The 21,399-nt window shown below is 48.4% G+C and carries 23 protein-coding genes; all 23 read right to left on the reverse strand.

Annotated features, from left to right (window positions below; all coding sequences use genetic code 11):
* Positions 1–857: 857 nt before the first annotated feature.
* On the reverse strand, positions 858–1,742 hold the full coding sequence (locus tag RYL88_RS04560; RefSeq protein WP_314989322.1) for an EamA family transporter: 885 nt from the start codon (positions 1,740–1,742) through the stop codon (positions 858–860).
* 256 nt (positions 1,743–1,998) lie between these two features.
* On the reverse strand, positions 1,999–2,535 hold the full coding sequence (locus RYL88_RS04565; protein WP_314989324.1) for a hypothetical protein: 537 nt from the start codon (positions 2,533–2,535) through the stop codon (positions 1,999–2,001).
* 78 nt (positions 2,536–2,613) lie between these two features.
* Positions 2,614–4,005, reverse strand: coding sequence for a WG repeat-containing protein (locus RYL88_RS04570; RefSeq protein ID WP_314989326.1), 1,392 nt, complete (start codon positions 4,003–4,005; stop codon positions 2,614–2,616).
* Between the two features lie 239 nt (positions 4,006–4,244).
* Positions 4,245–4,904, reverse strand: coding sequence for a thiamine phosphate synthase (locus RYL88_RS04575; RefSeq protein ID WP_314989328.1), 660 nt, complete (start codon positions 4,902–4,904; stop codon positions 4,245–4,247).
* 293 nt (positions 4,905–5,197) lie between these two features.
* A complete protein-coding gene (gene thiH, locus RYL88_RS04580; RefSeq protein ID WP_314989364.1) occupies positions 5,198–6,331 on the reverse strand; it encodes a 2-iminoacetate synthase ThiH in 1,134 nt (377 codons plus the stop codon).
* 225 nt (positions 6,332–6,556) lie between these two features.
* Positions 6,557–7,333 (reverse strand): thiazole synthase, encoded by a 777-nt coding sequence (locus RYL88_RS04585; protein WP_314989330.1) that lies wholly within the window; start codon positions 7,331–7,333, stop codon positions 6,557–6,559.
* Between the two features lies 1 nt (position 7,334).
* The gene (thiS, locus tag RYL88_RS04590) at positions 7,335–7,529 is read right to left on the reverse strand and encodes a sulfur carrier protein ThiS (RefSeq protein WP_314989332.1); all 195 of its coding nucleotides are present in this window, start codon (positions 7,527–7,529) and stop codon (positions 7,335–7,337) included.
* Between the two features lie 87 nt (positions 7,530–7,616).
* Positions 7,617–9,848, reverse strand: coding sequence for a hypothetical protein (locus RYL88_RS04595; protein WP_314989334.1), 2,232 nt, complete (start codon positions 9,846–9,848; stop codon positions 7,617–7,619).
* Positions 9,845–10,366, reverse strand: coding sequence for an outer membrane lipoprotein carrier protein LolA (locus RYL88_RS04600; protein WP_314989336.1), 522 nt, complete (start codon positions 10,364–10,366; stop codon positions 9,845–9,847). Before RYL88_RS04600 ends, RYL88_RS04595 begins: the two co-directional genes overlap by 4 nt.
* The gene (locus RYL88_RS04605) at positions 10,341–10,772 is read right to left on the reverse strand and encodes a thioesterase family protein (RefSeq protein WP_314989338.1); all 432 of its coding nucleotides are present in this window, start codon (positions 10,770–10,772) and stop codon (positions 10,341–10,343) included. The genes RYL88_RS04600 and RYL88_RS04605 overlap by 26 nt, the downstream gene beginning before the upstream one ends.
* 1 nt (position 10,773) lies before the next feature.
* Entirely contained in the window at positions 10,774–12,471 is a 1,698-nt protein-coding gene (locus RYL88_RS04610; protein ID WP_314989340.1) for a glycosyltransferase, read from the reverse strand.
* Positions 12,468–14,156 (reverse strand): AMP-binding protein, encoded by a 1,689-nt coding sequence (locus RYL88_RS04615; protein WP_314989342.1) that lies wholly within the window; start codon positions 14,154–14,156, stop codon positions 12,468–12,470. Before RYL88_RS04615 ends, RYL88_RS04610 begins: the two co-directional genes overlap by 4 nt.
* Positions 14,146–14,682, reverse strand: a complete 537-nt coding sequence (locus RYL88_RS04620; RefSeq protein ID WP_314989344.1) for a DNA gyrase subunit B — start codon at positions 14,680–14,682, stop codon at positions 14,146–14,148. The genes RYL88_RS04615 and RYL88_RS04620 overlap by 11 nt, the downstream gene beginning before the upstream one ends.
* Positions 14,666–14,917: an acyl carrier protein gene (locus RYL88_RS04625; protein ID WP_122862786.1), complete on the reverse strand. Its 252-nt coding sequence runs from the start codon at positions 14,915–14,917 to the stop codon at positions 14,666–14,668. Before RYL88_RS04625 ends, RYL88_RS04620 begins: the two co-directional genes overlap by 17 nt.
* Positions 14,918–14,919: 2 nt before the next feature.
* The gene (locus tag RYL88_RS04630) at positions 14,920–15,177 is read right to left on the reverse strand and encodes a phosphopantetheine-binding protein (RefSeq protein WP_122862785.1); all 258 of its coding nucleotides are present in this window, start codon (positions 15,175–15,177) and stop codon (positions 14,920–14,922) included.
* The gene (locus RYL88_RS04635; RefSeq protein ID WP_314989347.1) at positions 15,174–15,926 is read right to left on the reverse strand and encodes a 1-acyl-sn-glycerol-3-phosphate acyltransferase; all 753 of its coding nucleotides are present in this window, start codon (positions 15,924–15,926) and stop codon (positions 15,174–15,176) included. Before RYL88_RS04635 ends, RYL88_RS04630 begins: the two co-directional genes overlap by 4 nt.
* Complete coding sequence (locus RYL88_RS04640; protein ID WP_314989350.1) at positions 15,904–16,584, reverse strand: beta-ketoacyl synthase chain length factor; 681 nt, start codon at positions 16,582–16,584, stop codon at positions 15,904–15,906. Before RYL88_RS04640 ends, RYL88_RS04635 begins: the two co-directional genes overlap by 23 nt.
* Before the next feature lie 15 nt (positions 16,585–16,599).
* Positions 16,600–17,019, reverse strand: a complete 420-nt coding sequence (locus RYL88_RS04645) for an excinuclease ABC subunit A (protein ID WP_314989352.1) — start codon at positions 17,017–17,019, stop codon at positions 16,600–16,602.
* Between the two features lie 217 nt (positions 17,020–17,236).
* Positions 17,237–18,478 (reverse strand): beta-ketoacyl-ACP synthase, encoded by a 1,242-nt coding sequence (locus tag RYL88_RS04650; RefSeq protein WP_314989354.1) that lies wholly within the window; start codon positions 18,476–18,478, stop codon positions 17,237–17,239.
* Positions 18,478–19,191: a 3-oxoacyl-ACP reductase FabG gene (gene fabG, locus RYL88_RS04655; RefSeq protein WP_314989356.1), complete on the reverse strand. Its 714-nt coding sequence runs from the start codon at positions 19,189–19,191 to the stop codon at positions 18,478–18,480. The genes RYL88_RS04650 and fabG overlap by 1 nt, the downstream gene beginning before the upstream one ends.
* Positions 19,184–19,624 (reverse strand): thioester dehydrase, encoded by a 441-nt coding sequence (locus tag RYL88_RS04660; RefSeq protein ID WP_314989358.1) that lies wholly within the window; start codon positions 19,622–19,624, stop codon positions 19,184–19,186. The genes fabG and RYL88_RS04660 overlap by 8 nt, the downstream gene beginning before the upstream one ends.
* Positions 19,621–20,787, reverse strand: coding sequence for a beta-ketoacyl synthase N-terminal-like domain-containing protein (locus tag RYL88_RS04665; protein ID WP_314989360.1), 1,167 nt, complete (start codon positions 20,785–20,787; stop codon positions 19,621–19,623). Before RYL88_RS04665 ends, RYL88_RS04660 begins: the two co-directional genes overlap by 4 nt.
* Positions 20,774–21,169, reverse strand: coding sequence for a hypothetical protein (locus RYL88_RS04670; RefSeq protein WP_314989362.1), 396 nt, complete (start codon positions 21,167–21,169; stop codon positions 20,774–20,776). Before RYL88_RS04670 ends, RYL88_RS04665 begins: the two co-directional genes overlap by 14 nt.
* Between the last annotated feature and the right edge of the window lie 230 nt (positions 21,170–21,399).

The following is a 21,399-nucleotide window of genomic DNA, read 5'->3' on the forward strand; positions in this document are numbered from 1 at the left end:
CCGGGCGCCGATTTGATCCTGGGGCCTGAGATGAAAAGTACGGGCGAGGTTATGGCGTAAAATAGCACGTTAGTTAGCATGCTATCGGCATATCGGCGCAACACATATCAGCATGAGATGTAAAGCAAATTTTATAACTTAACTACGGCGGCACCAAAAATAGCCGCGTAATCGGAGTTAGCGCCTTAATAACGCCCAATCAAGGCTCAAAACAAAAATATTCTTCTCAAATAGAGCACGAGCGCAATAGTTAGACCCCCATTTACTCCAGCAAGTAGGCGGAGTTGCGCTAATAAACTAAATTTAATAGGATTATTTTTATTGTTTTATCTTAAAGAGTGTCGCTCCACTTGCATTTGCAGTCCCAAAGAACGGCTATAAACAAGGAGAAGCGGTTAAATGCAGCTAAGTTACGTTTGGTCTAAATTTAGGCGAAAGGTTTGATTTGACTGGTTCGCCCCGCTACTCTGCCGGCTGCGATTAATGAATAATACCGAAAAATTAAAAGCAAAATTTCGCAAAAATGCGGCGGCAAGCATAAAAAAGATTGCCGAGGCTATGGCAAATTTGCTTAAACTAGCAAAGCGCCGCCTGATGATAAGGCAGCAAGCGGGCTTAAGGTTTATCTTTTTGAAGTTTTTTGTTTATCTAGCCTTCTAGCAAGGCATTAGCAACCTTTGTTTTCGCCCCTGCTTACCTATTTTTGTATTTTTGATTAAATTTATCGCCGTATCTACCGCCCATAAAACGCGGTCAAAGTCTGCCATACGGCAAAATCTTTTGGGCTAAAGCAAAGACGAACTTGCGGCGCTCATAAACAAAAACCAAAAACTCGTTTTAGCAATCCAGCGCCGAATTTAGAGCCGTTTTGCCGCCCTGCTTCGTTCGTAATGCTCGATGATTTTGTTGTGAATCAGTAAAGAAATATAAATCACCGCACCGCCGAGGCAGAGTCTTAGTATATCCGCATCTTTGTGCCAAAAGACCAAATTTACGATGATGGCAGCAGGTATGAGGGCGTTATTCATGATAGCTAGAGTGCCGCTATCTACCTCGCATGCGCCTTTGTTCCATAAAAAGTATCCTAGACCGCTAGCTCCGATGCCTAGCCACAGTAGCACAGCGCTCTGTGTGAGGTCGAGGTTGATCTTTTCAGGATTGCCAAACATGGCAAAGGCTATGCCCGTAACCGCCGCGGCTCCGACGAAAAAGTAGCCAAAAACCCCTCGCTGCTCTTTAAAATCACGCTTTTCTAACAAAAATTTATACGCGCTCTGTCCGACGCCAAAGCATAAATTCGCCCCCTGCACGAGCAAAAATCCATGCCAAAAGCCGCTATTTACGTTGCCGTACTTGATGATGAGCGCGCCCAAAACCGCCGTACCCACGCTAAAGAGATACAGTAGTCTCAGCCTACCCGCTAGCACGTCGTAAACCACGCTCACGTAAAACGGTGTAAATATCGTAAAGAGCGCAACCTCGGCGACGCTAAGGTAGGCAAACGAGTTGTAGTAAAAAATATACATCGCGCCGATCTGCACCGCGCCGATCGCGGCTACTTTGGCGTATAGAGCGAGGTTTTGCGCGGCAAAATCCTTAATCATAAATGGCAAAAACACGCCAAGCGCAAGTACGACGCGCGAAAACGCAGCAAAGTAGCTGTCCACTCGCCCCGCCAAAAACTCGCCGATGAGGCTAAAACTAAACGCCCAAAGCACGGTTACGAAAATTAGTTTTTTCACTTTTTCTCCATTTTTAAATCAAATTTTAGCCCAAATAGTAGCGAAATTCGCCTAAATTTAAAACCTAAATTTAAGCCGCAAAAGCGCCCGTATAAATTTACCCGCTCTAGCAAAATCTCGCATAGCCGCTTACGGCTAAGTCCGTAAGTAGGCGCGTATACGGGAGACTAAACAGGCGGCTTTGCAAATTTTCTAGTTGAGGGCTTTATCTTAAAACAAAAGCAGACCGACCTTGCCCAAAGCTTAAAGCGCTAGATTATTTTTGCTTTTGTAAAAATACCGAAAAATGCTTGTATTTAGGCTCGTTAGCTAAATACTTTTGACAATCTTTTCTGATATCTAGATGCAGTCCTCTTTTATCCGTAAATCGCTGCAAAGCGGCTTGTATTTGCGGAGCAAAGCCTGCTATCTTGCGTCTAACCAAGCCCCAGATAATCGTGCTTGCAAACCGCGGATTTTCCCATAGCACCAGGACAAAGTCGTGCCGTCCGCCGCCGTATTTTTCGTTTTCTATGACGGCTAAAATCGTATCGACGACCTTTTGAGAGGATTTTAACTGCGGATAAAATTTCTTCAAACCCATCATCAGCCGTAGGCCTACGGTAGCGACCCTGTACTCATACATATACTCGAAAGCAAAAGTATCTTTTTCCTTAAAGTTATCAAAAGCAAACTCGCAAGCCTCTAAAATCCACGCGCAAAGCGTATCTTCGTTAAAATTATGATCCGGGCTAATCAGCCTTTTTTCGTAGGCTATCATTTTTTCGACGATTATCTTTTTGTTTTCGTCCATTTTTGTTCCTTCGCGTTTAGTTTTAGTTTATTTACCGCTTTTTAAGCGCGGCGTAAAACGGTTAAATTTGCGCCTACGCTATCTCGGCGCGACCGTTTTGCCGTTTTTATCCACGATATACCATTTATCCTCTTTTTGAGCAGAAGCGATACCGCCTTTAAAAGCGCTTGCCCTGCAGTATCTAAACGGTATCGCAACTCGTCCGCTTATGTCTAAAAAGCCGACTTTGCCGTCCTTCTCAGCCTTAGCCAGCCCATCCTCAAAAATGTCTATATCCTCAAAGTCTAGCGGAGCGAGTATATCGCCCGTGCTTGATATTAGCCCGTATTTTACGCCCTTTTGCGCTATAAATACGCCGTCCTCGCACTCACCTAGAAAATCGTATTCAAAAGGGACGGTTATGCCGTCTTTGCCTGCGATTGCGTACTTTTCGCCCCCTCGCACTACCGTAAAGCCGTTTTTACCCGGTATGCCGACTTCCTCAAATTTAAAAGGTATCATTGCTTCTCCGTTTTTATCTATAAAACCCCATTTTTCGCCTATTCTTGCACGGCAAAATTTACCCCGGTACCAGACCTCTCCGACCTCGTCAAATTTAAAAGGTATCATAACTTCTCCGTTTTTATCTATAAAACCCCATTTTTCGCCGTCTCTTGCCGCGGCTAATCCTCTACAAAAATCCCTCGTTTCGTCAAATTTACAGTAAAACGCGACCTCATCTTTTTGGTTTATAAAAAGCTCGCGTCCGTCCTTTTTAACCTTAGCCAGTCCTTCGCAAAACCACTCTGCCCCGTCGTATTTGCATGGGATAACAAGCTCGCCGCGACTATTTACGTAGCCCCATTTTCCGCCGATTACGGGCCTAGCCGATCCTCCTTTTTGCACGGCGGCAAAACCGTCCCAAAAATAATCGATATAGTAGCCCTCGGGCAATTTCTCCTCGCCGTTTATATCAACTAGCAAAAACTCGCCGTCTTTTGAAACTTTAAATAAACCCCCGCAACTAACCGAGCTCGCGCTGCTATAACAAAACCCGCCTGGAGCTTCGCCGCGTTTATTTACTATGCCCCATTTTCCGTCTTTTGCGCCGATGATAAAATCCTGCCCGACCTCGGAAATTTCATCAAATTCAAAAGGCGCCAAAACGGCTCCGTCTTTATCTACGACGCCCCATTTTTCGCCCTTTTTTGCGCGAAATAAAGGTTCCAAGCTCGCCCCTTCCTCGCCTACGATATCGCCGTATTCGCAGGGTAGGACGATTTTTCCTTGCGCGTTTGCTAGGCCGAGCTTTCCGTCTTTTTCGAGCGTAAAAAACTCGGGCAAATGCCAAACGTTATCGTAAACGCATGGCAAAACCTCCTCGCCGCTCGAGTTTATCAGCCCCCATTTTTTGCTTTTACCGCAAATCGCAGCCAGGCCGCCATTTGAAAACTCGCCGATAAAGTCGTATTCTAGCCCGTTATCTCGCATTTATTTCCTTTAAATTTAGCTCGCGCAAAGCCCTCGCGCACCCAATTTTCAAGCCTTTTTAGAGCTGCGACGCGTATTTTAGCTTAAAACGCCAAACGCGCCACAAGCGCGGTTTAACGGCGATGCGCAGAATAACGAAATCTACGAGCTTTTGCGGCAAAGGCTAATTTTTATTTTTGTGCTACGGCTAGGATTTGATCTGATTTTCGGTACCGGCGCGTAGGTAAAGCGCCCTAAATTTAGCCTAAAAATCCACGCATCATATACGCGCCCGCCGCGCCCACATCCTTGATCTCACATAAATTTTCAAAATTTATCCCGCCGATAGCGTAGGTTTTTATGCTTAATTTCTCGCAAATCTCCCGCAAAAATTTAGTCCCTCTGCCCCGCTCTGACGCGTGAGAGGGCGTATCAAAAATATGCCCCGCCACGACGTAATCAGCACCAAGCTCCTGCGCCGCTAGAGCCTGCTCTAAAGAGTGCACCGAAACGCCGATTTTGAGATTTTGCGTCAAATTTGGCGCATAAGTGCCGCTAATTTCGTCTTTAACCGCGCAAACGCTACCTGATTTTGCCGAATTTAAATCCGCTAAATTTACAGCCCGCTTGCCGCCTGATGCCATAAATTTAGCAAACGGCAGATGCAGTTCGCCCGCGCCTAGTTTGCTTGCGACGCTTGCGTAAGTATGCAAAACAAGCTGCACGTTAGAGCCGCACTCAGCGATGATCTCAAGCGTTTTGCGGGCTAAATTTTCGTATTCGTGCTCTGGCAAATCGCTCTCCCTAAGCAAAATTTTATCCGCCTTGCCGCCCTGCGCTACCCGCCTAACGTCCGCTAAAAAATCCTCGCTCAAGCGGCGGTTCGTCACCCAAACGAGCTCAAATTTACCAAAATCCATAAAACCTCATTTTTAAATTTAGATAAAAGTGCGTAATACAAAAAAATACAAAACGTCGCCAAGAATCAAATTTTACGATTTTTGCTAATGCCTGGCGAAAAACCGCATCAAAAAAAGCCGTAAAAAGCAAATTTTATAAACCTTTTAAAGCGCAAATTTGCCCGACGAAAACGCAAAGCCTCCAAAAAGCCGCCCAAGCGCTTCAAGCCGCAATGCAAATCAAAGCAAAAACGTCGCCAAATTTACAAAAAAGTACAAGCGTAAATCCGAACCGAACACAGCGCCGACCGACCTCAAACGTAAATGTGCTCGCTCATCACGGGCTGCAAATTTAGCCCTCGCACGGAACCTAGTATCTCATCAACCGTTCGCGCGTCGCTGATCTCAAACTGCTCGTCGCCTTTTTTGGCCTTGTCAGAGTGCGTCCCCACGCCCGTGCTAACGCCGGCTGAAATTTTGTTCGCGGCGACTGCGATGACGCCGTCCCTAAAGCGCGCCGACTCGCGCGTGGAGATCGTGATGTTTGCGTAGGGCAAAAAGAGGCGGTACGCGCAGATAACCTGAAACAGCGCCCTCTCATCGACGTCCCTCGGGCCGACGTGAGCCTTGTTTATCGCGGGGCGCAGACGCGGGCAAGATAGCGCGATCTCGGCGTGCGGGTACTTTTGCTGGATGAGATGCGCGTGTAACGCGGTGGCTAGCGCGTCCTTTCTAAAGTCGTCAAGCCCCAAAAGCGCGGCAAACCCGACGCTGCGCATACCGCCCATGAGAGCGCGCTCCTGGGCGTGGAAGCGGTAGGCAAACGAGCGCTTGACGCCGCCGAGGTGAAATCTCGCATACGCAGTAGGGTCGTAAGTCTCCTGGAAAACCACGACGTAGTCCGCGCCGCAACCGTGCAAAAACGCGTATTCGTCGGCATTTAGCGGATAGATCTCGACGCCGACGTTGCTAAAAAGCTTAGACGCCTCTTTGCATACCTCGCCGATATAGCCCAGGTCGCTTTTTTTCGCGCTTTCGCCGGTTAGGATCAGCACGTCTTTTAGCCCGCTTTTTGCGATATTTGCTAGCTCCGTCGCAGCTTCGTCCGCCTTTAGCCGCACGCGAGAGATCTTGTTTCGCGAGCTAAAGCCGCAGTAGACGCAGTCGCTATCGCAAAAATTTGAGATATAAAGCGGCGTAAAAAACTGCACCGAGTTGCCAAACTGCCTGCGCGTCCTATCTCGCGCCGCCTCCGCCATCTCGCCTAAAAATGCGCCCGCAGCAGGGCTTAGAAGCGCTTTTAGGCCCTCTACGCTTAGATTTTCTTCGCCAAGAGCGCGCTTTACGCTGAGAGCGTCAAATTTTTCGTAGTCGTAGCCCTCGCGCGCGGCTAGCACCCTCCGCATCAGCGTTTCGTCGATACGCTGGGCGTCCGCCGCATACTCCATCACGTCTATATTTTTCAAATATTTCTCCGTTTTTTCGTCTAAATTTTAGGCGTTAAATTTGATAGTTTTTAGGGCGCAAGGCGGCAAATTTTACGCACCGAAACCAGCACCTTGACGGCGCTAAATTTAAAAATCGGCAAATTTATCAAATTTAAATTTTACGAAATTTAACGCCGCCGCAAGCTGCCCGGTTAAGCTCCGGCAAAAATCAAAATTGAGTTAAATTCACTCCAAAAATCCCGTCAGCGGACTCGATGCCCGAGCGCTATCGCTTACGCCCCCAAGCCCCGATAGATACGCCAGCCTGCCCGACTGAATCGCTAGCGCAAAGGCTTGCGCCATAGTTTTTACGTCGCCCGCGGTAGCGATAGCGGTGTTTGCCATCACGGCCGCGCAACCCATCTGCATCGCTTCGCACGCCTGCGCGGGGCTGCCGATACCCGCATCCACGATCACAGGCAGATCTATCTCGGCGAGTAAAATTTTGATAAATTCGCGCGTACAAAGGCCTTTGTTCGTTCCGATCGGAGCGCCCAGCGGCATCACGCACGCAGCCCCTGCAGACGCCAGATCGCGCGCGACGTTTAGGTCGGGATACATATAGGGCATCACGACAAAGCCCATGCTTGCGAGCTTTTCGGTCGCTTTTATCGTCTCGTAGTTATCGGGCAGCAGGTATTTGCTGTCTCTGATGACCTCAACCTTGACAAGATCGCCGCAGCCGGCCTCGCGCGCTAGCTTTGCTATACGCACGCACTCTTCGGCGTTCCTGGCGCCCGAGGTGTTTGGTAGCAGCGTCACGCCCTTTGGGATAAAGTCCAGGATATTTTCGATCCCGCCCTCATTCACGCGCCGAAGCGCTAGTGTCACGATCTGTGCGCCCGCCTCATGTACCGCAGCCTCCAAAAGAGGCAGTGAAAATTTACCCGATCCCAGGATAAAGCGCGAGCTAAATTTATGCCCGCCAAGCTCTAAAATGTCGTCTTTTTCGTCAAATTTCATCTCAGCCTCCGCCTACAAAATGCACTATCTCGGCCGAGTCGCCGTCTCTTAGCACCATATCAAATTTATCTTTGGGTAAGATTTCGCCGTTTAGCTCGACTGCTATGCGCTCGGGCTTTAGCCCCTTTGCGGCGAGCAGCTGCGCTACGGTTTTGCCGATAAACTCGCCCCCGTCTTTGCCGTTTATTTTTAGCATTTTTTTCCGTTTTATTAAATTTAGCGCGCCCGTTTAGTTCAAATTTCGCGCTGCGTAAGCTCGCGATTATACCTCTTTTTGCTAAATTTAAGCCAAATTTTTCATCGCAAGCGTGCAGGCGGCAAGCCCGTAAAATGCGGTGCAAAGGCTAACGGCTAGCCCAAAAACGCTAACTGCGGGCGTCTGGCTAAAACTAAGCGCAAAAAACGAGATAAAGCTCGTGATAAACGCGGAAAATATCCCAAATACGCGCTCCCATCGCGACAAGTCCTCGTTTAACGCAAAGATGAGATAATCGATCCCGACCGCGCTTGCCAAGATAAGCCCGAAAATCGCAAAAATATTTACGTGAACGCCGAGCGCCGTAAAGCCGCAAAGCACGACTAGCACGCCAAGCGCGATGACGCTCATAACCAAAAGCGAGCGCGCCGCCCCGAAAAACGCCCACAAAAGCGCAAACGCAAGCAAAAACGCACCGCCCTTTAGTACCGCGGCCCAGGCCTTAGCCTCGGTCAAATTTTGATTTAGCGCGCCTACGAAATCCACGCTAAATGCGCCGTTTGCCTTTAAAATTTCATCCGTTTTCGCGCCGCTTTCAAGCCCGTCCGCGTATATCGCGCTCGTGCTAGCATCAGGCAAAAATCGCATCAAATTTTTTGCCGCATCAAATTCTAAAATCTCGCTAGCGCCGATAGTTTTAGCGTTTGCGATCTTTTCAAGCTCGGGTTTTACTAGCTCGGCGGATAGGCCAAACTGAGCGAAAATTTTAAATATTTCCTCATCCTGCGCGGCTTGCCTAAAGATATTTTTTACGGTTTCCTGCTCGGCCAGACTTAGGATAAATTTAGAAATAGAAGCGTAATCTTTGACGAGATTTGCCTGCTTTAGCTCGCGCATCAGCCGCTTCTCATCGCCGACTAGATCGTCTCCGCCCTTTAGTACGATGACGGAGTTTTGCGGTGCGGCGCCCGTTATCGTGCTGATCTTTTTAGACTGCTCCAGTAGCTCGGAGGGCGAGCTTGCGTAGTCTTTGATCTGCTCGGGCGTGCTTAGGCTTTTAAAATTTAATGCCAAAATTCCCGCGCAAAGCACAAATGCGGCGAGTAAAATCTTTAAATTTATCACTCCCGCCGCACGCTCGCAAAGTCCCGTAAATTTATCAAAAAACCTTGAAAATACGGCGCTTTGCGAAAACGTCGCGCCCTCAAATATAAAAGGCAAGCAAAAATATGTAAATAAAAACGCCCCAAGCAGGGTAAATAGCGAAAATATCGCGGTTTGGCGCAGTAGCTCAAGCGACGAAAAGGCAAAAACGCCGTATCCGCTCATCGTGATGCAAAGCCCGAGCAAGAAAATTTTAAGCATCGGACGCACGCTCGCGGCAGCCACAGGTGCGTTTTGATTTTTACCCAGCCAGTGTAGCGCAAAATCAAACATGAGTCCAACGAGACTCGTGCCGATAACCACGACCATGACGCTAAGGCTCTCGTAAATCAAAAGCGAGGCCGCAAGCCCGCACGCAAAGCCGAAAATCGCGACGAAAACGACGCAAAAAATACGAAAATTTTTAAACGCGAGCAGCAAAAAAATCGCGCAAAGACTAAGCGAAGCCGCGCTCATAACAGCGCTTTCTTTGTCGCCGCCCGCTTTTCCGTAGGCTCCGTATAGCGCGCCGCAGCTAGCGTAAGCCTGCACTGCGTCCTGCGCCGCGAGCTCGCGTACGCTTTCATAAAATTTGATCAAATTTCGCGGATCGTAGCCGGACTTTAGGCGCGCTTTTACGAGGTAAAATTTCCCGTCCTCGCTTGCGGCTTCTAGCATCAAATTTGACAAATTTAGGCTGATTTTTGAGCCATCCAGGCTCATGTGCGAGCTTAGGGCGAAAAAATCGTCCTTCGCATTAAGCGGCTTAAAGGCGAATTGATTAAATAAATTTTGCGCGCTTTGCTTGAAAAACTCGTTTTTGTCTTTTACTAAAAGCTCATAGGTTTGCTCGTTTAAAAGCGCGATTTTTAGGGCGTTTAGCTGAGTTAGATAGGATGTTAAATTTACGTCCTGCTTTGCGCGGTACTCCTCAAAAACTCCGCTTTGCTCGGCTAAAATTTCGCTTTTTTCTAAAAACTCAGGCGAATTTGAAACTAGCAAAAACTCGCTAGAAGCGCTATCAAGCATCGCTTTTAGCGCTGCTTGCTCGGAGGAGTTTTCGTAATTTACGAGAGAAAAAATATCCGCGTTTATCTTTTTTGCGCTCAAAATACAAACGGCGAGCGCGGCTAAAAACGCCGCTAAAAAGATAAAAAAACGCGCGGATTTTTTCATTTTACGTTGTAAAAATCATTTACCGTTTTATCGCCGCTAACCTCGTTTAGCACGATCTTTTTGACGAATTTATCGCCTCCTACTAAGATTCGCGTAAAGATTTGCTTTAGCAGCAGATTTTTAGGCGTCAGCTCGATTTTCCAGTTGTTTTTGTCGCCTGAGATTTTAAAGATAAATTCCTTCTCAAGCTCGGCCTTATCGAGCTTTATGATGGATAAAAAGAGCTTTTTATCAAAATTTTGATCGATTTTTATGAGCTGATTGCCACTTTTTTGAAAGATACCGCGCTCGTTTATGACGATGCTCACGGCGATCGGGCTTAGTGTGTCGTAGAGCAGCTCGCTTTGGCTGAGTTTAAATTTACCGTAGCTTTTAAACTCCACGTTAAATCCGCTCAAAAACTTCGTCTGAGCAAACTCGCCGCTGATATTTTGCGTTTTGATTTGAGATTTTATCTCGTTAAAATCAAGCCCCATCAGGCTCGCCGCCAAACTAAAAATTATCGCTATTTTTTTCATTTATATACCTTTTTATTGCATTTTGTAACTCTTGCGGGATCTCAAAGCACGTCTGCATCGCACGCATATCCACAGCCGCCTGTGAGGTCGCGCCCGTGCATAGCGTCTCGCCTGTTTTGGCGCTTTTTACGACGTAGCCGATCTTTAAAAAGCACTCGCACTCCTTTAGCGTCGCCTCCACCTCGATCTCGTCGCCGAAAAACACGGGCTTAATATATTTTGCTTCGATTTTTACGATCGGATAGGCGTAGCCGTCCGCCCTCATCGCCTCGTAGTCGTAGCCTATCTCCTCTAGCAGCGCGCACCTAGCCGTCTCGAAATACTTTACGTAGTTGCCGTGCCACACGACGTTCATACTGTCCACGTCGTAAAACTGCGCCTTTAGCGCGACTGATTTTGATATCATCTCATCTCCAAAAATCAAAAAAATTAAACCACTGCGTAGGCGTTTGCTTGCAGCGATTTTCCAGCTCGCGGGCGTAAATTTGTAGATACTGGCGCGCTGAGGCGGCCTTATCTCGCCCCAGCTTTACGGCGCTTGCCAGCGGTACGAGCTCGATCCTAAATTTACCGCCGATCTTCTGGCACCACAGCGAGCTTATCTTTGCGCCTAAAATCCCAGCGATGAGGTACGGACCGTAGTTAAAGCTCGCCTCCTTGCCCAGAAATTTCACGCGCGCGACCTTATCGCCGCCAAGAGGCGTCCTGTCGCCCATTATGCCGATATGCTCACCGCTTTCGACGATATTTTTTAGCTCCAGCATCGCGGCAACGTCTAGCTTATTTACCGCCATCATGCGCACGCTGCCGCCGTTTTGGCTGATTTCGCGCAGCACTTCGTTAAATTTGCGCGAGTTCTCGTCATAGGTTAAAATCACCATCCTAAAACCCTTGACCCGCGCAGCCAAAGCCTTGCAAATTTCGACATTTCCAAGGTGCGCCGTGAGCAAAATTTGCCCCTTTTGCGCGCCGATTAGTTCGCTTTTTATGCGCTCTAGGTCTATGATCTCTAGCTCGTCATCCTTGATCTTGCCTTTCCAGACTCTAAATTTATCGCAGATAGCGCCGCCAAACGCCTCAAAATGGCTAAAAACGCTCGTTCCTTTTAGCGTCTGCGAGCCGGCAAATTCGCTTAAATTTCGTCTAAACTCGGCGATATTTTCGCGCTCGTTTTTTGAAAATATATAATAAAACCAAACTACGATTTTAACGATAAGCTTTAGCGCAAACTCAGGTAAAATTTGCGACAAAAATAGGCTAAGTCTTAAAAAAAACGCCCCTCCTCTTTCCTGCTTTTTCCACCAGAGATTTTGCTCGGCGTTTTCCTGAGGTTCTACGGAAATTTGAGTGCTTGCCGCGTTTTTTTCGCCCAAATTTAACCCGCACGCTCGCCAAATTTTACCCAGCGCAAATTTAGGCAGAGAAAAGAAGCATTTTGCGTGCATGAGGCTTATTAGCGCGTTATCGCGCAGCATCTTAAAGTGCGAAACGCCGCCCTTTTCGTAGCGTACGCACGTATCGATCCAGCGCACGTCGATGCCCTGTCTTACGGCATTTACGAGGATCTCGATGTCAAATTCCATCCTATTTGTCTTGCTTTTTGCCGCCGCTTTTTTAAGCTGCTCTAAAGGATAGACGCGAAAGCCGCACATAGCGTCTTTGACGCCAAGGCTTAGCGTATTTATCGCGACCCAAAAATTCGTGATTTTTCTGCCGTAAACGCGGGATTTTGGCGCGTCCTCGCCGTAGATGGGATTTGCGCAGACGATACTTTGCGGGTGCGCCCGGCTCTGCCTCAAAAACTCGCCGATGAGCGCAGCGTCGTGCTGAAAATCGGCGTCGATCTGCAAAACGTGGCTAAAGCCGCGACTTAGGGCAAATTTAAACCCGTCCTTCATCGCGATGCCCTTTCCGCCGTTTTGCGCGCGCGTGAGCAGCAAAATGCCCTCCGTGAGCTCAAGCTCCGCTAAGATTAGCCTGCTAGCCTCGTCCGAGCCGTCGTCCACGACGATAACGGGCAGCTCGTATGTTTTTAGCGCGACGATCAGGGCTTTGATATTTTGCGGGTGATTGTAAAACGGCACCAAAAACGCAAATTTATTCAAAGCGCCGCCCTGCCGACCGAGCACTTTTCGCCGTTGCAAAACAGCTCAAAGTAAAGCTTGCCGCCGCGTTTTTCAAAACAAACTAGGAGCAAATCGCCCGGTCTTACAAACTTCATAAATTTTAGATTTTCCACAGCGATAGCGCCGCTAACGTCGATACCGACGCCGCAAGCTAGCTCAAAGACGTAATCAAGCTGCATAAATCCCGGCAGCAGCGGCAAATTTGGAAAATGGCTCTCGAAAATCTCAAGCCCGGCGTGCATGACGGCGCTAAATTCGTATTTTTGCGCTGGGTTTTCTAGTCGCTCGCCGCCCCCGTCAAATTTAGCGCGGTCGCCGTTTGCATTAACCGCGCCGCAGTTTAATCCACTCGCTAAATTTTGGCTGCTTTTATAAATTTGACCGCCGCAAATTTCGCCCGCCTCATTTACGCGCCCGCCGCTCCAGACGAGCTTAGGACTAGCAGATAGCGCATTTTCAAATTCGCTTTTTTCAAATTTACCCTGCTGATTTCGCGGCATTTTTTCCACGATTTTAAAGTATCGCACGCTGTTTTTAAACTCGAGCCTTAAAAGCTCTTTTAGCTCGGCTGCAACGCCTTTTTTGCCGATTTTTCTAAATTTTTTTAGCCCCTCGCAGTTAAGCTCTAAAAGCGCGGCGATGCGCCTAAATTTGGGATGCGGCGCGCAATAGCAGTCTGCGAGCAGGCCGCTTTCTAGCAGCTTTGCCTCGATACTCTCTAGGCTTACGCGCTTGTCGTTTAGCTTGACGATGCGGTCTATCCTGCCTTGTAGCGCGAGGCGGCCATCGCCAATGCTAGCCGCGTCGTTAGTCTGAAAAAACTCGCACCAAGGCGAGCTCACGTTTAGCGCGCCCCTACCGTCCAGCCCCGCATTTACCGCGCCAAATAGCCTAAGCCCGCACCCCTCGTCTCTAGCCACTATGCCCGTTTCCGTGCTGCCGTAGATTTCGACGATACGCGCGTCGCAGATTTTGCCTAGCTTATCTCTTAGCTCTTTTTTTAGCGGCGAACCCGCGCTTACGATTCCGCTTAGGCCTTTTAGCGCGCTTGCGGCAGGGCTTTGAACTAGCGCGCCTAGCAGTACGGGACTAGCGATAAATACGTGATTTGCAAGCTCTAATCCCAAAATCGCCTCGGGGTAGTTTAGCTCGTCTGCGATGACGCGAGCGCCGAGAACTAGCGGCAAAAAGACCTTAAACGTAAGTCCGAACATGTGTCTGTGTGAAACGCTCGAAAAAAAGGTATTTCGCGCGCTAAAATTTAGCTCGCAGGCTAAATACTCGCTCTCTTTTATCATCTGCGCGAGCGACTTTTCTATCATCTTGCTTTTGCCGCTTGAGCCTGAAGTTTGTAGGTAAAATTTACCCTGCAGGTCAAATTTGAGCCCGTTTGCGGGCTTGCTTGAAAGAAAATTTGAAAAATTTTCGTCGTTTACGGCAGTTAAGTTTGCCTCATAAACCGGCTTTGCCAGCACGTAAGGCGTAGTGTCCGCTAAAAGCGAGCCGAAAAATGCGGCATAAAATTTAAACGCATCGTCAAGATAAATTTGCAGCTCTTTTATGCCGTTTTTTTCTAAAAACGCGGCAAATCCGAGGCACGCGTCAAAGACGTTGCGCGAATCGTCCGCAAATCTAAAATTTTTTAAATTTTCTTCAAAGCTCATCGCTCTTTATAAATCTCTTTCTAAATAAAATTTCCCCGAAAAACAGCGCCCCCATCAGCGCGTAAGACGCCGCGCCGCTATAAACGCTCCAGTAAAATTTATCTTCCATCAAGGCTAGCGCAAGCGATATGGCGGCGTTAAAAACAAAAAATACGCACCAAATTTTAGTCAAATTTCGCGTATAGATCACGCCTTTTTCGTCTAAATCAGGCTCTTTTAGCCTTGCGATTTTAGTAATGACGGCCTCGTTTTTTAGACTAAAAGCAAAAAAGGCAAAAAACGCCAAACTAACCAAAACGGGATAAAGATACGCTAAAAATCCGCCCCTAAAAATCACACAAACTATGAAAAAAACGGCCGCCGCGATACTAAGCCTCCTCTCAAAGCCGCTTGAAAGCGCCCCGCGCGCTATCCACAGCACGGCAAGCGCGCAAACGACCCAAAAGGCAAAATCGCCCGCGAAAAATAGCGCAAACGGATAAAGGACGCTAACTACGCTTAGGGCGATTTTAAGCTTGCTCGTCAAATTTTTTAGCCACCGCGTTTACGATGTCTTCGAGCGTTTTTACGTTTTTAAAATCTTCAGGCATCAATCGGTGCCCCGTTTTTCGCTTGATGTGGTCTATTAGATCGATCGCGTCGATGCTATCTATCTGAAGATCCTCGTAGATGCGCGTTTGCGGCGTGATTTTAGCCTCGTCGATCTCAAAAAGCTGCACGAGCGCGGACTTTAAAATCTCAAAAATTTCTTCTTTTTTCATCGTTATTTCCTGTTTTCAAAGATGTATTGCGCGAGGCTTTTTACGCTGTAAAAAATCTCTTTTAAATTTGCGGTTTTAGAGTCTAAAACCAGGCCGTAGCTTTTTTGTACCGCAAGGCCAAGCTCTAGAGCATCGACGCTATCAAGACCTAGCCCTTCGTTAAAAAGCGGCGCGTTTTCGTCGATATCGCTTGGTTTCATATCCTCCAAATTTAAGCTCTTTATGATGAGCTCTTTTATCTCTTCTATTAGTTCGTTCATCGTTTAAACTCCTTCGTATAATTTTCGCTAATAAAAGCGTGCAGCTCTCTAGCCCTGACCGGGTTTGGCCTATCCGCGCAAAACCCGTCCAAATTTAGCCTAAAAAGCTCTTTGAACTCGTATTTTATCATAACGCTCGGGGTTTTGTACCAAGGCTCGTGCTTTTTGAGGCTGGGCGGATCCATTTTGATGGCGACGGCGACTAGCTGTTTTGCCGCATTTACCGCGATATAGGCGGCTGCTTTGTGAAAGACGATCTCGCCTGCAGTGCGCGTGCCTTCTGGAAATATTATCAAGCTCTCGCCGCTTTTTAGAGCATCCGCGCTTTTTTGCAAAAGCTCCTCGTTTGCCGTGTTTAGGATATAGCCGCAGGATTTTATCGCGGGAGCTAAGAAAATATTTTTACCAAGGCCCCCTTTTACCACGCAGTTTGCGCGGCGGATGAGCGCTATCAAAAATACGACGTCTAAAAGCGACGGGTGATTTGCGATGATTATCTGCGAAGCGGTGCCAAGCCCCAAAGGAAGGTTAAATTTAGTGCGCTGATAGCCGCAAATTTGCGTAGAAAATATAAAAAATCTCCAAGCCAAACGCACCAGATCGCGGCAAAAATAACGGATAAATTTAAATTTATAAAGTCCAAGAAGCGCGACCGGGATAAAGATCAAATTTCCAAGCGCGCAAATGAGTCCAAATAGCGCGAAATTCGCCCCGACGATAAAAATTCTAAACCCGCGACGAGGGCTCATAATCCCACCGCCAAGCGGAGTTTTTATCCGCGCTTTGCCAAGAGCATTTTTGCTTCGGATCGAAATTTTGCAAGAACTTAACGAGCAAATTTTCATCCGCCTTGCCGTCCAGCTCGCCTTGAGACAGGCTTAAATTTTCGCCCTCGCTAACTAGCAAACAAACCATACAAGAGGGCGCAGACTCATCAAAATACTCCTGCGAAATGCTCTCGTGATAGGCTAAAACGAGCGCATTTTTGGCTCCGCTTTTTAGCATCAGATGCGCCTGCACCAAAGCGTACTCTAGCGGCGCGTATGCCGAAACGGCCGAGATTTCGCTACTATTTTTAAAATTTATCGCTAAAAGCGAGGAAAGGGCGTTGTGCACCGAGAGCGAAAACGAGGTCGGCGATATGAGTTCGCCGCGAGCTAGCGTATTTTGCAGCTCAAAACAGCGATTTATCTCGCCCTCATAAGAGCTAAAAACGATAGGCATATCAAGCGGCGCGATGTTTTTGGTTAGATCAAAGGCGCATTTTGCCGCGCGGCTGAGCCTACGGCGCTCAAGCGGGGGCACGTGCGAGACGTCAAGCTCCCTCTCGTATGCCGCTAGCTTAGCATCCTGCGCGCCGTTAAAAACTACCGCGTCAAAAAAATCGAGTTTGAAATTTAGCCTCATTTCTCCTTTTGCCGCCTATTTTGCTATATCGCCTTTTAGCGTTACGCCCGCCATCAAAGCGCCCGCGCCGCACTGAAACTGCGTTTTGGAGTCAAAAGGCTGTTTTTTGTAGTAACCGGTTAAATTTACCACTCTCGAGCCGCCCTCTTGCACCGCGCGCTCTTGGAAGGTTTTTACCGCCGATAAAAACGCCCACTCGCACGCCTCTTTGTCGCTTTTATTGAAGGCGTTGGTTTTTTTGTTCGCCATTAGGCCGCTTTTGATGATGCCGCCTTTCGTACCCGAACCAAAGCTTAGCTTGATGTTTGGATTTAGCACTTCTTTTGCCTTTGGCGAGTTTAACGCCTCCTCGATCGAAAAGTGCTGCACGTCGTCGCGCGCGCTCAAATTTAAAGCCAAGGCGCAAACGCTCGCTAAAACTAATGATTTTTTCATTTTTTCTCCTTTATTTTGCCGTATTAGCGCGTAATATTACCGTAATTTTCGTTAGTATAAACATAAAAGCTCGGTTTTAGCCCAAATTTTACCCCGCAAAAGCAAACGACGCTCGCGGTCTTGCTTTGCTTTATCTTTAAAAGGCATTGCCGAGCAAAAGCGCCGCTTTATGCTTTGATTTTTTCGTCGATATTTAGACCCGCTTTGCCGCTTGGTTTTAAATTCTTTTAAATATCAGCGAGGTATTTACTCCGCCGAAAGCAAAGTTGTTGCTCATAACAAAATCCGTATCTATCGCCGTTTGCTCGCTCAGATAAAAAAGCGGCGCGCACTCCGGATCGACGTCGGTTAAATTTATCGTCGGGAAAAATCTCTTCTCTCGCATCATCATCACGCTAAATATCGCCTCCAAGCCGCCGCAAGCTCCTAGCGTATGACCGAGATAGCTTTTTAGCGAGCTGATAGCGATTTTATCTCCGAAAAGCTCGTTTGTAGCGATACTCTCGGCAATGTCGCCTTGCTTAGTCGCCGTGGCGTGAGCGTTTACGTAGCCGATCTTTTCAGGCGTTAAATTTGCGTCTTTTAGAGCTAGAGCCATCGCGCCTTTCATCGTCTCGCTTTGCGGGCGCGTGACGTGCGAGCCGTCGCAGTTTGAGCCAAAACCCACGACCTCGGCGTAAATTTTAGCTCCGCGTTTTACGGCGCTCTGCTCGCTCTCTAGTAAAAGTATCCCTGCGCCCTCGCCTAGCACTAGTCCGTCGCGCCCCTCGTCAAAGGGAGCTGGCGAAATCTCGGGCGAGCTATTTTTCACGCTAGTGGCGTAAAGCATGTCAAACACGTACGCCTCGCTCGGGCACAGCTCCTCAGCGCCGCCTGCTAGCATCATGTCGATCTTGCCGCTTTTGATGCTTTCATAAGCGTATCCGATCGCGTGCGAACCGCTCGTGCAGGCCGAGGACGTCGGGATAATGCGACCTTTTAGCGAGTAAAAAAGCGCGATATTTGCCGCCGTAGTATGAGGCATCATCTTGATGTAGGTGTTGGCGTTGCACTCGTTTTCGCCGCGCTCGAGCAGTTTTGCCATCGCTAGTATCGACTCGGTGCTACCCGTGGACGAACCGCACGCGACCCCTAGACTGCCCTCTTGCACGCTAGGATCGAGGCTCGCGGCGTCTAAATTTTCGCCTCGCATCAGTCCTGCGTCTCTTAGCGCTAGACCCGCCGCTTCGACGCTATACATCGAGACTATGCCTAGGCTTCTTAGCTGCTTGCGGTCCCACGAGCTAGGGCACTCGTAGCCCTCTATGGGTGCGGCTAAGCGGGTATTTAGATCCTCATATCTATCCCACTGCCGCATATATCTCACGGCGTTTTGGCCGAGCTCAAATTTAGCCCTTATCTCGTCCCAACTCTTGCCAAATGCGCTCACCATACCCATGCCGGTTATAAAAACTCGCATCAGCAAAGCCCTCCGTTTACGCCGATAACCTGCCTAGTTATGTATGCTGCGCCCTCGCTTAGCAAAAACTCCACCAAAGGCGCGACCTCGTCTGCTTTGCCCGCTCTTTTAGCGGGGATTGCCTTTAAGATCTCCTCCATCGGCAAACCTCCGTCCGTCATATCCGTCTCGATGAGCCCCGGAGCGATGCAGTTTACGGTGATGTTCCTGGAGGCTAGCTCGGCGGCTAGGGATTTTGCCGCGCCGATGAGACCTGCTTTGCTAGCCGCGTAGTTACTCTGGCCGCGGTTGCCTATGACGCCTGAAACCGAGCTCATCACGACGATACGAGCCGGCTTTTTAGCGCGGATCATAGGCATGAGAGCGGGCTTTAGGACGTTATAAAAGCCGTTTAAATTCGTATCCACGACGCCAAACCAATCCTCATCCTCGATCGCAACGAACGTATTATCGCGCGTGATGCCGGCGTTTAGCACGACAGCGTAGTAAGCGCCGTTAGCCTCTATATCGGCCTCGATCGCCGCCCTTGCCGCCTGGGTATCTGCTACGTCAAATTTTAAAGCGCTCAAATTTAACTCGTTTTGTAAATTTAATAGCTGCTCGCTCGCACTTTTGCCGTGCAATACAACCTCGTATCCCGCCGCCGCCAGCCGCCTAGCCACCGCTTCGCCGATGCCGCGACTCGAGCCCGTTATCAGCACTCTTTTACTCATCTAGTATCCTTTTTACGTATTCCTCGTCCGGGCTTAGCACGTTTAGCGTCGCGCGCGCTCCTAGCTCGCCGTTTACGTAAAGCTCGCAGTCGTAAACGCCAAAACCGCTTGCGTCTTGTATCGAGCAGACGGCCTTGATGACGACTTCATCTCCGACCTGCAAAAACGGCTTAAATATCTCAAATTTTCTACTACCCAGCAAAAAGCCCAGTCCGAATTTCATCCCCTTTAACTCGCGCATCTTCGAGTCGTAGATGCCCAGTGACTGAGCCATCATCTCGACGGTTTTATGCATGGCGAATTTGCTGTCCACTAGAAATTTATTATCCTCTTTTATCACACTTTTGGTTTTTATGCGTCCATCTTCAAATTTAAGCACCTCGTCGATAAAAATGATCGCCGTGCCGTGCGGGAGATAATCTCCAAGGCTCATTTCGCCCTCCCAAACACGATCGCCGCGTTATCGCCGCCGAATGCAAACGACAGCGACATCGCCGAATTTACGACCGCTCTTTGGCCGAATTTTACCAAATTTACCCTCTCTATCTCATCATCGTAAACGCCGTCATATACGTGAGGCGGCAGCGCGGTTTCGCCCCTAGCGCAAAGCATAGCGCAAAGCGCGCTCTCGATGGCTCCAGCGGCTCCTAGCGTGTGGCCGATTAGAGGCTTAACGGAGCTTGCGGGTACGAGCGGCAAAAGCGAATGTACGATCTTTGCCTCGATTTTATCGTTTGCCTGCGTGCCCGTGCCGTGTAAATTTATATAATCCACGCTGCTTAAATTTGCAGCCCCAAGCGCCTTTTGCACGCACTTTGTTTGCATACGGCCGCTAAAGTCTGGCTGCGTCATATGAAACGCGTCGCAGTTTGAGTGCTCGCCTGCGATAACGACGTTTGAGATTTCATCCCTGCTCGCCACGAAAAAAGCCGCGCCTTCGCCGATATTGATGCCGTCGCGATTTTTGGAAAACGGATTGGTCTCGCGCGCGCTTAGGATACCCAGGCTATCAAAGCCGTTTATCGTTAGCGTATTTAGGCTATCCACGCCGCCGCATATCACGGCGTCGCAGATACCGGGCTCCAGCAGCCTTTTTGCCGTTATGATCGCCTTGACGCCCGACGTACAGGCGGTCGAGACGGAAAACGCAACCGAACTAAGCCCGTAAAAATCGGCGATAAATTCGGACGGATTGGCTAAAGAGTTGCGACTGACGCCGAATTTTGAAGCATCGAAAAATCCCGTCGCGGCAAAATCCTTAAACGTTTCGTAATTTTCCTCCACGCCGCTAGTAGTCGTGCCAACGACTACGCCGACGCGGTTTTTGCCGTACTTTTTGATAGCGTCTCGCACGTCTTTATCTATCTGTAAAAGTGCGCTTAAAACCAGAGCATTCGTGCGCGTTTGCAGGTGTTTTGGCGTATTTTGGCTAAATTTAGCCAGCGGCGCGCGGGCTTTGCCGAGGATAAAGCTTTTATCCGCCCTAAAGCCTTCGCAAACGCTCAAAAATCTCTTTTCGCCGCATAAATTTGCAAAATTTTCCTCCGCATCGGCTCCGGCTGCGCTGATGACGGCTGGCTTGCTAACGTATATCAAGGGCTCTTACCTTAAAATTTTCATTATTTGCCGTTATGACGGCTTCTTTTTGATTTGATTTTACGATATTTAGCACTTTAACAAAAAGCTCGTTGTAGGCGCTATTTGGCGGTAAAAAGCCGATAGCTTCGAATTCGCCGCTCGGCCTTAAAACCCGCCTAGCTAGCGGAGTGCCCATGGAGTTTATCATCGTAAAATAAAAATCCTCTTTTTCGTGCGAAATATAGAGCAAATTTGAGCCGCTTTGGGAAATCACTTCAAACTCGCGTTTATCGAAATTTACGATCTGCGGAACATCAAATTTAGCCTTCGCCGCACATCCGCAAAAAAAGATCGTCGCCGTAAAAATAAGTAAAAATTTAAAAGCTCTTTTAAGCCTCACTCGCTAGCCGCCCTATTAAAATCTTTATTGTTTTTTTAAAATAATTTTAAATTATATCTTTTTTACCTTAAACCTACAGCGCATAGCTTGCCTCCCGCTAAAGGCCGCGTAAATTTATAAATGCAAGCTTGGCGGCATACGAGATTTAAGCGCTTAAAATAAGCTAATCTACCCCCCCCCAACCCCATCCTCACGCGGTTTACGCAGGTAATCGCTAGTAAAAATACCGC

Source organism: uncultured Campylobacter sp., from assembly GCF_963517995.1.
Taxonomy (GTDB): Bacteria; Campylobacterota; Campylobacteria; order Campylobacterales; family Campylobacteraceae; genus Campylobacter_A.

What these genes read in the sequence shown, in the direction of transcription:
- RYL88_RS04640 (WP_314989350.1), bottom strand. Translation starts at nt 16,584, where the DNA reads ATGAGGCTAAATTTCAAACTCGATTTTTTTGACGCGGTAGTTTTTAAC.
- RYL88_RS04565 (WP_314989324.1), bottom strand. Translation starts at nt 2,535, where the DNA reads ATGGACGAAAACAAAAAGATAATCGTCGAAAAAATGATAGCCTACGAA.
- RYL88_RS04570 (WP_314989326.1), bottom strand. Translation starts at nt 4,005, where the DNA reads ATGCGAGATAACGGGCTAGAATACGACTTTATCGGCGAGTTTTCAAAT.
- RYL88_RS04605 (WP_314989338.1), bottom strand. Translation starts at nt 10,772, where the DNA reads ATGATATCAAAATCAGTCGCGCTAAAGGCGCAGTTTTACGACGTGGAC.
- RYL88_RS04615 (WP_314989342.1), bottom strand. Translation starts at nt 14,156, where the DNA reads ATGAGCTTTGAAGAAAATTTAAAAAATTTTAGATTTGCGGACGATTCG.
- RYL88_RS04600 (WP_314989336.1), bottom strand. Translation starts at nt 10,366, where the DNA reads ATGAAAAAAATAGCGATAATTTTTAGTTTGGCGGCGAGCCTGATGGGG.
- fabG (WP_314989356.1), bottom strand. Translation starts at nt 19,191, where the DNA reads ATGAGTAAAAGAGTGCTGATAACGGGCTCGAGTCGCGGCATCGGCGAA.
- RYL88_RS04625 (WP_122862786.1), bottom strand. Translation starts at nt 14,917, where the DNA reads ATGAAAAAAGAAGAAATTTTTGAGATTTTAAAGTCCGCGCTCGTGCAG.
- thiH (WP_314989364.1), bottom strand. Translation starts at nt 6,331, where the DNA reads ATGGAGTATGCGGCGGACGCCCAGCGTATCGACGAAACGCTGATGCGG.
- RYL88_RS04635 (WP_314989347.1), bottom strand. Translation starts at nt 15,926, where the DNA reads ATGAGCCCTCGTCGCGGGTTTAGAATTTTTATCGTCGGGGCGAATTTC.
- RYL88_RS04660 (WP_314989358.1), bottom strand. Translation starts at nt 19,624, where the DNA reads ATGAGCCTTGGAGATTATCTCCCGCACGGCACGGCGATCATTTTTATC.
- RYL88_RS04630 (WP_122862785.1), bottom strand. Translation starts at nt 15,177, where the DNA reads ATGAACGAACTAATAGAAGAGATAAAAGAGCTCATCATAAAGAGCTTA.
- RYL88_RS04650 (WP_314989354.1), bottom strand. Translation starts at nt 18,478, where the DNA reads ATGCGAGTTTTTATAACCGGCATGGGTATGGTGAGCGCATTTGGCAAG.
- RYL88_RS04575 (WP_314989328.1), bottom strand. Translation starts at nt 4,904, where the DNA reads ATGGATTTTGGTAAATTTGAGCTCGTTTGGGTGACGAACCGCCGCTTG.
- RYL88_RS04595 (WP_314989334.1), bottom strand. Translation starts at nt 9,848, where the DNA reads ATGAAAAAATCCGCGCGTTTTTTTATCTTTTTAGCGGCGTTTTTAGCC.
- RYL88_RS04585 (WP_314989330.1), bottom strand. Translation starts at nt 7,333, where the DNA reads ATGAAATTTGACGAAAAAGACGACATTTTAGAGCTTGGCGGGCATAAA.
- thiS (WP_314989332.1), bottom strand. Translation starts at nt 7,529, where the DNA reads ATGCTAAAAATAAACGGCAAAGACGGGGGCGAGTTTATCGGCAAAACC.
- RYL88_RS04645 (WP_314989352.1), bottom strand. Translation starts at nt 17,019, where the DNA reads ATGAAAAAATCATTAGTTTTAGCGAGCGTTTGCGCCTTGGCTTTAAAT.